This is a genomic window from Methanogenium cariaci JCM 10550 (assembly GCF_001315945.1).
Classification (GTDB): domain Archaea; phylum Halobacteriota; class Methanomicrobia; order Methanomicrobiales; family Methanomicrobiaceae; genus Methanogenium; species Methanogenium cariaci.
In genome coordinates this window covers 1-13,340 of record NZ_BBBG01000018.1, presented here as the reverse complement: position 1 = coordinate 13,340, position 13,340 = coordinate 1, and the positions used below count along the sequence as shown (strand labels likewise).

General features: G+C 48.4%; 16 protein-coding genes and 1 pseudogene. 5 read left to right on the top strand and 12 right to left on the bottom strand.

The genetic code is table 11. The features are described from left to right. Position 1 precedes the first annotated feature (1 nt). The 12 genes from JCM10550_RS25225 to JCM10550_RS25200 form a co-directional block, all read right to left on the bottom strand. Positions 2 to 199, bottom strand: a complete 198-nt coding sequence (locus JCM10550_RS25225) for a DUF3089 domain-containing protein (protein ID WP_281175396.1) — start codon at positions 197 to 199, stop codon at positions 2 to 4. A gap of 278 nt (positions 200 to 477) precedes the next feature. Continuing rightward, the gene (locus JCM10550_RS12675; protein WP_281175395.1) at positions 478 to 1,077 is read right to left on the bottom strand and encodes a DUF3089 domain-containing protein; all 600 of its coding nucleotides are present in this window, start codon (positions 1,075 to 1,077) and stop codon (positions 478 to 480) included. Next, positions 987 to 1,517, bottom strand: a complete 531-nt coding sequence (locus tag JCM10550_RS25220; RefSeq protein WP_281175394.1) for a DUF3089 domain-containing protein — start codon at positions 1,515 to 1,517, stop codon at positions 987 to 989. The genes JCM10550_RS12675 and JCM10550_RS25220 overlap by 91 nt, the downstream gene beginning before the upstream one ends. 323 nt (positions 1,518 to 1,840) lie before the next feature. Continuing rightward, a complete protein-coding gene (locus tag JCM10550_RS12670) occupies positions 1,841 to 2,413 on the bottom strand; it encodes an ATP-binding protein (protein WP_157200265.1) in 573 nt (190 codons plus the stop codon). 45 nt (positions 2,414 to 2,458) lie between these two features. Further along, complete coding sequence (locus JCM10550_RS19045; protein WP_157200264.1) at positions 2,459 to 2,620, bottom strand: P-loop NTPase; 162 nt, start codon at positions 2,618 to 2,620, stop codon at positions 2,459 to 2,461. Positions 2,621 to 2,675: 55 nt separating this feature from the next. Beyond that, entirely contained in the window at positions 2,676 to 3,722 is a 1,047-nt protein-coding gene (locus tag JCM10550_RS12665) for an ABC transporter substrate-binding protein (protein WP_062399640.1), read from the bottom strand. A gap of 198 nt (positions 3,723 to 3,920) precedes the next feature. Beyond that, positions 3,921 to 4,775 (bottom strand): bifunctional 2-polyprenyl-6-hydroxyphenol methylase/3-demethylubiquinol 3-O-methyltransferase UbiG, encoded by an 855-nt coding sequence (locus tag JCM10550_RS12660; RefSeq protein WP_062399638.1) that lies wholly within the window; start codon positions 4,773 to 4,775, stop codon positions 3,921 to 3,923. A 141-nt stretch (positions 4,776 to 4,916) separates the two neighbouring features. Then, positions 4,917 to 6,203, bottom strand: a complete 1,287-nt coding sequence (locus tag JCM10550_RS12655; RefSeq protein WP_245619187.1) for an ABC transporter substrate-binding protein — start codon at positions 6,201 to 6,203, stop codon at positions 4,917 to 4,919. A 351-nt stretch (positions 6,204 to 6,554) separates the two neighbouring features. Then, entirely contained in the window at positions 6,555 to 7,001 is a 447-nt protein-coding gene (locus JCM10550_RS25215) for an ABC transporter ATP-binding protein (RefSeq protein WP_281175393.1), read from the bottom strand. Continuing rightward, a complete protein-coding gene (locus JCM10550_RS25210; RefSeq protein WP_281175392.1) occupies positions 6,998 to 7,180 on the bottom strand; it encodes an ABC transporter ATP-binding protein in 183 nt (60 codons plus the stop codon). Before JCM10550_RS25210 ends, JCM10550_RS25215 begins: the two co-directional genes overlap by 4 nt. After that, positions 7,177 to 7,731 carry an iron ABC transporter permease gene (locus tag JCM10550_RS25205; RefSeq protein ID WP_281175391.1) on the bottom strand — a complete coding sequence of 185 codons (555 nt, stop codon included), beginning with the start codon at positions 7,729 to 7,731 and terminating at the stop codon, positions 7,177 to 7,179. The genes JCM10550_RS25210 and JCM10550_RS25205 overlap by 4 nt, the downstream gene beginning before the upstream one ends. Next, a complete protein-coding gene (locus tag JCM10550_RS25200; protein ID WP_281175390.1) occupies positions 7,728 to 8,267 on the bottom strand; it encodes an iron ABC transporter permease in 540 nt (179 codons plus the stop codon). The genes JCM10550_RS25205 and JCM10550_RS25200 overlap by 4 nt, the downstream gene beginning before the upstream one ends. Before the next feature lie 1,054 nt (positions 8,268 to 9,321). Between JCM10550_RS25200 and JCM10550_RS12640 the strand changes: the two genes are divergently transcribed. From JCM10550_RS12640 to JCM10550_RS20175, 5 genes and pseudogenes are all read left to right on the top strand, one after another. Beyond that, complete coding sequence (locus tag JCM10550_RS12640; protein WP_157200263.1) at positions 9,322 to 10,098, top strand: hypothetical protein; 777 nt, start codon at positions 9,322 to 9,324, stop codon at positions 10,096 to 10,098. Between the two features lie 141 nt (positions 10,099 to 10,239). Beyond that, a pseudogene (locus JCM10550_RS12635) lies at positions 10,240 to 11,449 on the top strand (aldo/keto reductase). Positions 11,450 to 11,777: 328 nt separating this feature from the next. Beyond that, the gene (locus JCM10550_RS17410; protein WP_172673900.1) at positions 11,778 to 12,272 is read left to right on the top strand and encodes a hypothetical protein; all 495 of its coding nucleotides are present in this window, start codon (positions 11,778 to 11,780) and stop codon (positions 12,270 to 12,272) included. Continuing rightward, positions 12,155 to 13,042 carry a PKD domain-containing protein gene (locus tag JCM10550_RS23305; RefSeq protein WP_245619194.1) on the top strand — a complete coding sequence of 296 codons (888 nt, stop codon included), beginning with the start codon at positions 12,155 to 12,157 and terminating at the stop codon, positions 13,040 to 13,042. Before JCM10550_RS17410 ends, JCM10550_RS23305 begins: the two co-directional genes overlap by 118 nt. Before the next feature lie 54 nt (positions 13,043 to 13,096). Continuing rightward, a partial coding sequence (locus JCM10550_RS20175) for a hypothetical protein (RefSeq protein ID WP_177326927.1) occupies positions 13,097 to 13,340 on the top strand: 244 nt, incomplete at its 3' end.

The window sequence follows — 13,340 nt, the reverse complement described above, 5'->3', positions numbered from 1 at the left end:
CTCATACCCCCCCGACAGGTCGGCCCCCCCGGAAGACATCTGCCGATAGTGGGGGAGCGAAGATGTTGGCATGCGATGCAAACACACTTGCCTGTGACAAGAAGGCGCCCTCCGCGAGTGCCCGTTCTTCCGGATTCGTGACATCCATGAGACCGGTCACATTGTTGCTGACGGTCGGGTAGACATAGAATACATCCACCGGTTTGTCAACGGACGCAGGGACTGCCAGTTGAAGGGATCTTCATAGTTCAGTTTCTGGAGGGGTTCAAAAACGGCGGGTTCCTTGGCACCGTCGTCCGGTGCGGGGGGGAAGTATCCTCCTTTACACAGCCGCATGCAAGAATTACACAGATTCCCACAAGAGCGGTGAACCAGATCAAAGAGTGTGACTTATTTATCATTGTAGCGTCTCCACGGGGGATTATCTTAGAATATCTATCTCCGGGAAGGAAAAACAGTTTTGATTTAAAAAATGGATTATTGTTTGGAAAACGCCTGAATCCGGTCACCGACATTCTGTTCGAGGTTCCGGTACCAGAATGCATAATCGTAGCGGTGATAAACACCTTCTGAATATGGCCCGATGTCGAGCTCCTCACCCTCGGGTATGGTCGTGGTGAGAGCACCGGTTGTCAGGTTTATTTGTGCGTCACAGTAGTTGTCCACTTCACGCAGGAGTTCTCCTGTCGAATCATTGTAAATCCGTGCACCGAGATTCTCGGATTTCGGAGCGTAGGTATCATTCGTCTTCCAGTTTAGGGGGGGATTGATGCAGTGTGCACCCTCCATGAGCATCGGCCCACCGACGGACGTTGGCGACTGGGTGTTGTAGGTGACCACAACGCCGGTGTCATCCGCACGTTCTGCTGCGGTCAGATTTGCTGCTGCAAGATCCGCATCCGTTACGGTGTAGCCGATCAGATACGCGGCAACCATACGGTTGCGGAGCGATTCGTCATCGCCGAAGCGGTTCTTGATGAGCTCGATTAATGCCATCGTTCCCTGGCTGTGACCGGCGATAATGAATGGACGACCTTCGTTGAGATTGTCAATGTAATACTCAAAGGCTTTTTCCACATCAGCGGCGCCTGTTTGAATTCCGGCGTATCGGTTGCAAGTCCGCCTGCGGACATATCCACATTTGTTGACATCTGGCGGTAGTACGGAGCAAACACATTGGCGTTCGATTCATACACCGTGGCCTGTGCCTGGTAGATGCCGTCTGCCAGTGCCCGTTCTTCTGCGCTGGTGATATCCATCTGACCGGTTGCATTGCTGCTGACGGTCGGGTAGACATAGAATACATCCACCGTTTTTTCAACGGACGGCAGGGAAAGCCAGTAGTATGTCTCGTTGTAATCCGGGATCTGTGCAGGCTCGGAAACACCGGGTTCCACCGCACCGTTGTCTGGTGTGGCAGGGGGGGCATCCTCGTTTACACAACCGCAGGCGAGAATAACACAAATTCCTACCAGTGCGGCAAGAGAGATCAAAGAAGGGGGGGATTTTTTTATCATTGTAACATCTCCACAAGTGATTTATCAAAATATATACGGCACAGCTATATTCAATTTACATTTTGAGATTTGTATTAAAAAAATCCGGGAAACGATGGATCTGTCGAAACGCAAACAGATATTCTGGAATATCTGGACAATTTCGAAATATTAACACCGGATTTTCCATTCTCAAACACAGGAATGTACGTAAATACCTCCAGATACCTGAAGTCACAGGTGGCACAACGAATGCGGCGAGTGCAGACGGTTGAACAATCAGTGAATACCTTCAGAAAAAGAAAAGGAAATTTAGGAAATGATGCATTCAACAGAATTCCCGGTTAATTTTGTTTCCCGGACAGATGCAAAACCGAATCTGCAAGTCCGGTAATTTCCGCCGGGACAGGCTCCGGGATATTGCCGGAAAGCCCTGCATAAATGATCTCCGGGCTATGATTAATTTCGCAAATAATTCTGGAGGGATCACCAATATTTCCCCGGATCTCCTCTGAATAGGTATCATCCCACTTATTAAGGATATAATATACGGGAACACCGGAATTTTCAGACATCACAAACACCCTCTCCGCAAGACGTACCGACTCAAAAGAGGGATCAATAACCATAAGGACAAGATCCGCCTCTGCATCAATTCCCCGGCCGAAATGCTCAATACCGGCTTCGGTATCAACAATTACGACATCATCGCCAAACGTCCTGATTCCGGCAAGGAACTCCCGTGCAAGCATCCCCATGGGACAGGCACAGCCCTCCCCCCCCGCCTCATGAATCTTCCCGATTGATACCAGCCGGATACCATTCTTTTCAGAATAATAGCCTTCAGGGAGACTGTTTATATCAATGCCCCCCCCATCCAAAAGTTTCGCTGAAGCATAATCCGGTGCCGCTTTCATAATTTTTTCCGTTGCGGCCGCCTCCCGCCAAGATATTCCATCAGATCAGGAGGGGGAAACAACACCCAGAAGGGAGTTCAGACCGGTATTGGATTCATCAGTATCCACTACCAGCACATTTTTGCCCATATTTGAAAACTCATGGGCAAGCATGGCGGAAATCGAGCTCTTGCCACTTCCGCCTTTCCCACAGATTACCACTTTCATTGTATCATCCGTTACATTGCATTTTTTTATCGTCGGTTCCGGATCTAAGATCAGATCAATTTGCGCATGTCGGGCATTCCTCAACACACCAGTCCATCCATTGGGTACTTCGAAGCTCTATTGCCGTCGCCTCATCAACACCGTAGACATTTTCGTAAAAGTCCAAAAGCCATCTCTCAAGTTCAATATCCTCAAATAACTCTGGATAAGAAGCCTTTGCAATCACCATGACATCAATTGGATATTCAAGCCTTTTTGCACAGTTGCAGGGTGTCCATGGGAGTGCAGATACCCGCCGGTTTTTCACCGCTGAGAGTTCCTCCAGATTCTGATAATACGGAGCAGAATAGAGTTCTTCGGGCGGGTGGTATCCTGAGGCGGTGCACAGGACGATAACATCAGGGTCACGGGCCAGGATCTGCTCTTCCGAGACGGTTTTGAAGTATCCGGGCTCATCGAATGCATTTTTGGCATGGCAGATATCGGTGATGAAATAGGACTCAATAGTGTCAAGCCCAAATACCTGTCCACATCCTCCGGCTTTTCTCGCCCTCGGAGAGAGACCGAATACCAACACTTCCGGTTTGTCATTATCCGGGACATTCTTTGTCCTCTCGGAGACGATATTCACCTGTTCTTCAAGATAATCCGCCAGTCTTTCCGCCTTTGCCTGATCATTAAAGACATCACCAATAATTCGTATCTCATTGGACATTTTGGAGAGGTCCGGCTCTTTGTAACAATTTGGCCCATACACAACCACAAGCGGAATTCCAAGGGATTCGATTGTGTCGATGGATTTCTGAACAGACTCATCATCGATATTACGCACCGAACATGAACCAACTCTCATAATGACGACATCAGGATCGAGTGCCGAAAGCGCCTCAAAGTTAACTGCCGTCTTTGACTCGCTGATCCGGGGAAGATCCATAATCCAGCGGTTCAGATAGGTCACAGGATTCATCCCGTCAGTATATTCGTAGGACTCTCCACTGATAGTAGGATAGGTGTAGTTGAAATTCCTCTGAATACAGGATGAACCAACCCCCCCGATAATTTTATCTTCAACACCAAGGACGGTCATCACTCCCTCAACCATCCCGTCCGAAATAGTGACAACCTTCTCAATATCTGCCGGGATTTGAACTTCAACACCCCCCCTCGAATCGATAACGGTCCGGTAACCACCTGCGGGGGGGAATCCCCGGAAACATCTGTGGACTGAGCCGTACAGCCGCAGAATGTGACAAGGGCGACACCAACAATGAAAAGGGAAATAATCACTTTATTATTCATTTCAAACCCCCCCGTCGGATGGGGAGACCTTCCAGCTGAAGTGTACATGATTCACTGCCCCTCCAATTTCAATACCATCCCAATCAGCCGTTTTCTGTCTTAACAGATAATTTCTCAGAGTATCCTGTTTCTCTTCAGAATCGGCACAATACTGACTTTTAAGATCATGTACTGCCGAATCGATGGTATCGTATTTCCGGGAGTGATTTATCACATACGATTGCACATCAGGATAAATGCCCATTGAATAGAGAACATTATAGAGAACGTCCGCCTTTGGATCACAACAATAGGATTTTTCATGGAGAAGAGGCCACAGATCATTCATTGCCCTTTCCCAGCCGGTAACACCTGCAAACCAGAATATATGACACGAATCCGAGGATGCCTGGCACATAGACTCTATCGCAGAGTGAATATCCGGCAGGCAAAGGGAATAACAGGCAGTTACGACATCATATTTTCTGCCCAGATCCTCTTTAACATCAACATCCTCCCATCTTTTCTGCAGGATGTCAATATTTGATACCTCGTTTTTCCGGGCATATTCTTCCATTACTTCCAGCATGCCTGCCGAAGGTTCAACGGCAGTTACATGCCCTGCAACTCCGGCAAGAGGGACAGCGAGAGTCCCGGGGGGGCCCGAACCGATATCCAGAACCGATGATGCAGGAGTTACCTGAAGTTTTTCGATGACGTTCCGGATTCTTTCAGGGTTTTCTTCAGAACACTTCAGAAAGGATTTTGCGTTCTCCTTCTGAGTCCATTCGGAAACCCAGTCACGGTTAAATCTGCAAGCCAAATTCTTGTTATATTCATCACGCCAGACCTGATTCCAGTCAATACTTTTAACCATTCAATCAAACTCCATTTTTGTTGGATTTACCGGGAAATTGCAGATGCAAAGACAGCCGCTGCTACTGCTATAACAGCACGCACTGCAACTGAGATAATAATTTATTCCATTCATTTTCATAATCGGATTCTCCCCCGGTAGTTACTCGTCAGCACACCAGTCCATCCACTGTGCCGACCTGAGTGCTTTTGCAGTGACCTCATCCACTCCATAGACATCCATATAAAAGGAGAGCAGCCACTCACCCTGATCAATATCTGAAAATCGTTCCGGATATGCCGCATTTGCAATAACCATCAGTTCGATGGGATATTCCAGACGCCTTACACAGTTGCAGGGCATAAACGGGAGGGATGCCACCCGGTTGTTTTCTACAGCCGATAACAAATGAAGATTCTGGTAATTTGTGGAATGATACAGCTCATCCGCCGGGTGGTGGCCACACCATGTGCTCAGCACAACAACATCAGGATCCAGTGCCAGCACCTGTTCGGTACTTAACATCTGATAGGAGCCGATATCGGAGCGGTAAGCATTCTTCGCATTCACGATCCCTTCAACCATATATGACTCTGTTGTCCCCAGTCCATAGCTAACACCTGGCCCGTTTGTCGGGTATCCATACTGTGCGTTGTATGAAGAAAGACCAAACATCAGCACTTTGGATTTCTCTTCTTCCGGAATATTCCCGGTTCGTTCTTTGATCATCTCCAGCCGGGACTCCAGGCAACCGGCGATCCGTTCAGCCTCTTCCTCCTTCCCAAAGACCTCACCGATAATGTTGATCTCATCGGAAATAATTTTCAGATTCGGGCGATCATAGCAGTTCGGGCTATGGAGGACGACAAGCGGAATCCCAAGTGATTCAAGCGTCCGGATGGTTTTCTCGATCTTATCACTGTCTGTTGTCGGCACGGTACAGCATCCCGGACGCATAATTACCACATCCGGTTCAAGCGAGCAGAGAGTCTCATAGTTCATTGCCATATTGTGGTTCATAACCTGGGGGGGGAGGTCATTCAGATGGGGGGGCATGAGAACTCCCTCCACATGTTTCCCTCCCGTTCCATTGACTATCCCGTCAGTCGTCGAGTAGGAATAGGTCCAGTTCCCTTTCCCCCCCGGAATACAGGACGAGCCGTGAGCGACAATCTTATCACCAACACCAAGTGCGAACATCGTCCCCCCCTCAATGAGGCCATCTGACACGGAAACAACGCGCTCAATATTCTCAGGTACCTGCACTTCTACTCCGCGTGAATCGGTCACCGTCCGAAAGCCGGTCCCGGCAGTCTTTGGGTCCGGTGTAACCCCGGATGCATCTCCGGCGGTGCATCCCGCGAAGAATACCGATACAACTGCCAGTAAGAGAACAATAACCAGCCATTTGCAGTTGCCATTCACCCGCATCCGTTCACCTTCCGCCAAGGCTTAATCCCCGTGGTCATTTCAGAGGTAAGACGGTCCCGACCATCCTCCCGGCATTTTCCGTCAATACTTTTAACCATTCAATCAAACTCCGTTACCTTCAGCATTCAGAATCCACAGCGATTTTATGAACCCCCCCGATGCAGTTTTTGACATCTCCCCCCCGGACAGATTCAGGGTCATAATCGACAGAGGAATTGTCATTTTTCATAATACACCTCGGCATAACCATCTGAACTCCGTCCATTGAGCGAACGGAACATGAATCGCTGTATATCTCGGAGAGTATTTTTTCAGAGATTACTTCCGATGGAGGGCCGCTGGCGACAATGCCTTCTGTCCCTACAACAACTACCCGGTCACAGAACCAGGCGACATGATTCGGATCATGGTGCATGCGATTATTGTCTTCCCGTCTGCCGAGATCTCACGCATAATCTTCCAGATTTTCATCTGGTTCTGAAAATCAAGAGCACTTGTTGGTTCGTCAAGGAAAAGGACAGGGGTGTCCTGGGCAAGCGCCCGTGCCATCAGCACCATCTGCCGCTGACCGCCCGATAACTGATTATACGGCCGGTCAGAGAGATCAGATATTCCGAGTGTCTCAATGGCATCAAGTGCGATCTCTTTGTCACGTTTTTTTACGCCGAAAAATCCTCCGAGGTGCGGGGTTCTCCCCCCCATAAGGACCACCTCCCGTACAAGATAGGGAAAAGGCGGTTTGTGGTCCTGCGGGACATAGGAAACAATCTTTGCAAGCTCTTCGATCTTTTTGCCGGACATGAGCTCACCATTCATAGATATTGTCCCCCCCCTTTGGTTTTGAGAAATCCAAGACAGCACTTAAAGAGTGTGGTCTTTCCGGTTCCGTTCGGCCCGAAAAGGCCGCACAATTCACCTTTATCCACATGAAATGATATTCCGGACAGAACCGGAACATGACCATATGAGAAATGGAGATCATTTACCTCGATCATAAAATCACCCGAATATTACTCCGCCTTTGTTTCTGAGCAGGTAGCAGAGGTAGGGGGGCTCCGATGATGGAAACCAGAATCCCTACCGGAATTTCCGAACTGGTAAGCGTCCTTGCAAGGGTGTCGCAGACAATGAGGTAAAAGCCGCCCATCATAAGAGAGGCCGGAATTACAAACCGGTTGTCCGGGCCAAATATCATTCGTGAAGCATGGGGCATCATGAGGCCCACCCATGCAATGATGCCAACAATTGAGACGGAAATCGCTGTAACGGCGGTGGCAAGAACAATAACAATAAACTTATATTTTTCCGGATTTACTCCGAGGGTTCTCGCCTCTTCGTCACCCATCGAAAGAATGTTGAGCTTCCAGCTGAGAGCCCACAATACAATGAAACAGAAGAACACAACAGGACCCAAAAGAAATACATCATCCCAGGTCACGTAATAAAATCCTCCCATCAGCCAGAAGACGATCTCCCGTAACGCCGTATCGTCCGCCATGTATTTCAGCAAAGAAACCAGTGCGGCAAATATGGATCCGATGATCACGCCGGCAAGGATGAGCGTGACAATCGGAGTCTCGCCCCCCTGACACGGGCAAGAAAGTATGCCATTGCAACAGCCATCGAGCCAAATGCAAATGCGGACAACTGAATGGAAAAAAAGATGGCGGGAAATACGATACCAAGAGCGGCACCGAAGGCGGCTCCCGATGAAACTCCAAGGATATATGGCTCTACGAGAGGGTTTCTGAACACTCCCTGGAATACTGCACCGGCTATCGCAAGGGCACCGCCCACCAATACATCCAGAAGTATTCTTGGCACCCTGAGATTCCATACAACCGTGTTATGAAGTTTCGGAAGTTCTGTGATGTCACCTAAGGTAAGATGGGTGAATATTGTTTTATAAACATCGAATATCGTAATGTCGTAGGCACCCATAACCACGGCAACCGCGGCCGTGGCGAAGAGGAGGATAAAAAGGATACCAAGAATAACAATTTTTCTCCCTTCATCAAAGCCATCACTACTGTCATGGCCTATGTCTGAAAGCAATTCATTAGATCCGGCAATTTCAGTCATCTCTGATTTTTCCCCCCGGTATTCAGGCATGGTCATAAATGCATATGTATGAACGAATATATAATTGGTGTTACTTGATATTAATTAAAAACAAAACAGTATCTAGATTAGAGGATGAATTCTCTTTTTTGTGCGAATCGCGATTCAGTCCCGGATGCATCCGCTATAGGCAAGAAATGATGGGCAAACGTGGAGAGAGACTGGGAGCGATGTGCCCGTCCACTCCGGTTTTGTCAGCCACGTCTCCCCCCTGACCTCATCTTTTTGACTGCCGGTATTGGCGAATCGGGGGGGCGGAACGACCGTATTTTTTGCCCCCCCGTTTTTCTGGAGGAAAATTAGGCTTTTACGCGGATTATTTGTTAAAATATCCCATCATTATAGAGTATTAAGGGGGGGGTATTATTGACGGATATTTTGAGAGGACGTATGGGATGTCTCAACGGAGAACCGGCCACTCCGGGCCGCTGTGGGGATGTATTTTTTGGGACAGAAATGCCCATTATAGGAAATTAGACCAATATTTGCCCGGAGATTCAGAAATATTGGTCAAAATAGCGAGGATCATACACCACAGCGGCAGGTATGGGCAAACAGCATATCCGGTGTCCAGTTACCGGGAATAGTAACCCGGATTCTTTAAGAGGATGGGGAAACTACATGAGACTATTTTTCTCATGGTTTCAGGATATGTTTTTACAGGATTGATGTATCACTTATCGGACATGAACTGAGAGACTCCGGTCTGTTTTTGGTCAAAAATAGATCAGGGGGGGATTCTGCAGGATTGATCTTCCGGTTGCTATTTTTTCAGGAGATTTCTACAGAACCGAATTTAACATTAATCGGCGAGTTCTTTTAGTGTCTCTATGATTGAGTATTTTTCATCCAAATACTCTCTCCACCTTCCCCCCCACACAATATAAAACAAGGAAAACCTGAAAATAATCACAATAAATATTTCCGCGGGTATGCTGATATTCAAATTGTGAAGACTTGCCTGAATCTTATTCTCATAATTCTGATAATTGCGAATATATCCGTTTGTGGCTGCATGACAGAAAATATCAGTGAATATTCATCAGATTCAGCAAGTATTTTGAATTTAGACGAAATTAGTAAAAAAGTGGGATACAACGATTTAAACTCAGTAATCCCCCCCGAGATAACTGATACAGTTTCAAATATAACAACAGAGACTGCAAAAATAAGTGTTGATTTATTTTTAGATTTCGCAGAAATGAATCCTCCAAAAATCAATAAAACCCATATCATTATCGCTGATACTATTGCAGAGAGAGTATGTGAGATTGGAGAAATTGATGAGTCATTTTTTACAGATTATGATTATTTTGCAGAGAGAGCACGCAAATTTGACCACATAATCAAAGCAGTAAATGAAAACTTCAACACAAAATATCCACGTTTAGAAGTAACACCGGAAATTCACAACCAATTACAAATCTACAGAAAAACATCATCATTTGTACCCGTCATTGACTCCTATAACCAGCTACATATTGCATCACAAAAATTGCACAGTGAAGTAAATGATGATTACTACGATTTCTACAAAAATCTATTCATATTCGGAGCGGATGTCGCATTTACAAAGGAAAATATGGCGTATAAAGTAGCATATAGAGTCACAGGCATTCTTGCAATAAAGACCGGTCTGAGTCACTGCACAAAAGTAATCGGATATCAGGGATATGGCCTGGTACTGCATTCAATTCACTGGAAAATTCGAGCAGAATGTAATGAAACCATAGAAGACTTGTTTTCCTTACTCAGAGAAGAAGAAATTATTAAGAATACAATTGGAATTTGAACTCCACTTTTAAAAACACAATGAACCTTCATCCCGATCATTATCCTCATTCAAAAATAACCGATATATCCACCCCCCCCTCAAAAAACCATAAATACCATCCAACACATCTTTCCCCCCCCATACCAAGAGGAACCAACCATGCTCTACCGCACCATACCAAAAACGGGGGGACAAACTCTCCATACTCGGCTTCGGCTGCATGCGCCTCCCGGAAACCGACGGACATATCGACAAGGAGCGGGCCACACAACAGATCAGATATGCAATCGACCACGGCGTGAACTACATCGACACGGCCTGGAGCTATCACATGGGGGGGGAGAGCGAACCATTCCTCGGCCGGGCGCTTGCCGACGGATACCGGGAGAAGGTGCGGCTGGCGACCAAAATGCCCTCATGGCTGGTGACGACACGGGCGGACATGGACAGGTTTCTCGATGCACAACTTGAAAAATTACAGACCGACCATATCGACTACTACCTCATCCACGTGCTTGACTCAACAGCAAAACTCGCCCGCCTCGAAGCATGCGGCATGACTGCATTCCTGAACGAGGCAAAAAAATCAGGGAAAATAGTCAACACCGGATTCTCCTTCCACGGCCCGGCAGAGGATTTCGCCCCCCCGATCGTGGACGCTACCCGTGGGAGTTCTGCCAGATACAGTACAATATTCTCGACGAACAGAACCAGGCAGGCACAAAAGGCTCAAATACGCAGCCGAAAAAGGTCTCGGGGTCATCATCATGGAACCACTCCGGGGAGGCAACCTGACCGACCCGGTGCCACCCGCAGTCGGGGACATCTGGGACCGATCACCCGTTCAGCGCACGCCTGCGGAATGGGGACTCCGCTGGATCTGGAACCACCCCCCCGAGGTGACCGTTGTCCTTTCCGGCATGAACAAAGAGGAACATATCAAAGAAAATATCCGGACGGCACATGAAGCCTACCCCCCCGATTCCCTCTCGGACGCCGAACGTGGGGTCATCGAAGAGGTGACCAAAACCTACCGGGAACTGATGAAGGTCAGCTGTACCGGCTGCCAGTACTGCATGCCCTGCCCGGTGGGTGTGGATATCCCCCCCTCTGCTTTGAACTCTACAACAACAAGTACATGTTCAGGAACCCGGATGCCGAGATGTTCTATGCCGTACGCCTCTCCGGCGTGCTGACAAACAGCCCGGAACATTTCGCCTCCCAGTGTGTGCAGTGTATGGAATGTCTGGAGAAATGCCCCCCCCAGCACATCGATATCCCGAACCTTCTGGAGATCATTGTCAAAGAAATGGAAGGAGAAGGATTTAAAGAAAGAATAAAAGCGGCACGGGATATGTTTGCAGACTAATCCGCCCCCAAAACTCTTTGAATATCGGAAAAAATCGTATACCATATCATTGGATCACACATTTGGTTTTTACAAACAATCAGTCCGTCCAATTAATCATCGGAGTCCTATTCCCTAATTTTTTGGACCGATTCTGTTGATTTTTATCAATTCTATGCTAGGCGCTTATGCCCAGCATACCGTTATTTTACATACCGTGCCGTTACTCTGCGTGCATGTTGTATCGTTACTGCATGTAGTAAAGCATTACATCTATGGGGGCAGGGTGTATAAATTGAAAAAATCGACATATGATCAGAGGTACGCAGTATTATTACTGGCGGGTTTAATGCTGATATCTCTTCTTTTTGTAATGCCGGTCTCGGCAATCGGGAAAGTAGCGGCCTGGGGGGGGAATAATGAATATGGACAGTGCAGCGAGGCACCTGCCGGAGACGAATTTGAACAGGTCGCCACAGGATATTACCACAGTCTGGCACTCACCACAGACGGCACCATTGTCGCATGGGGGGGCCGGGACGATTTTGAACAGTGCAGCGGAGCACCCGCAGGAAATGGATTTACCCAGGTAGCAGCAGGGCTTCATCACAGCTTGGCGCTCAGAGAAGACGGCTCCATTGTCGCATGGGGGGGATCGGATACGTATGGTCAGTGCAGCGGGCACCCACAGGAAACGGATTTACCCAGGTGGCAGCGGGGGGGAGCATCCACAGTCTGGCACTCACCGAAGACGGCACCATTGCCGCATGGGGAAATGACTGGCTTGGCCAGTGCGGCGAAGCACCCACGGAAAACGGATTTACCCAGGTGGCGGCGGGATTAATTCACAACCTGGCACTCACCACAGACGGCACCATTGTCGCATGGGGATGTGATATTTTTGGCGACTGCAACGATGCACCTGAAGGAACCGGATTTACTCAGATAGCAGCGGGAGGCACCCACAGTCTGGCACTCACCGAGAACCGGTCTGTTGCGGCATGGGGGGGAAATAACTGGTTTGGCCAGTGCAACAACGAACCCACCGGAGGCAATTTTAAACAGGTGGACGCCGGATTTGTTCACAGTCTGGCACTCACATCCGACGGCACCATTGTCGCATGGGGATCGGATTATTTTGGCCAGTGCAGCAGTGCACCTGCAGGAACCGGATTTTCCCAGGTAGCAGCGGGCCTGAATCACAACCTGGAGCTCATATGCACGATGTTTCCGCCGTATGCCTCCATTACCGCCAAATCATCCTGTGATGAAGGATCAGAAATCTGTTTTGATGCATCTGATTCCCTGAACACATGCGATGAAACCCGATACCGATGGAAATTTGGCGACGGAGACTTTGGGTCCGGTGCGACGGCTGAGCACATGTATACAGAAAACGGGGGGGTATATGTGGTCACCCTCACGGTAACAAACCCCTATGGCCTGGCGGACTCTGAAACCGCATCAGTGATCGTTTCAAATGTTGCACCCGCAATCGATTCTCTTTCCCTGCCGGATTCAGCATCCACCTGCACACCGGTTGAGGCATGGGCTCACTTCTCTGATCCCGGCCGGATATACATGAGGCCTCATTTAACTGGGGTGATCCGGTAGGGGACGATACGGTCTGCATCATTGATGAACAAAACAGGACGATCTCCGGATCTCATGCCTATACAACACAAGGGGGAATACAAGGTAACACTCACCCTGACCGATGATGATGGTGGATCGGTAGCGGAAAGTAGCACGATTCGTGTAGCACGGGTCAGAACATTATCGGAAACATCTGAAGACATGGTAAGCAATACCGATGAACCGCCCGTAACACAGACACCCACACCGACCGCTACCCAGACTCCAGAACCAACAGCAACACAGACACCCACACCAACCGCTACCCAGACTCCAG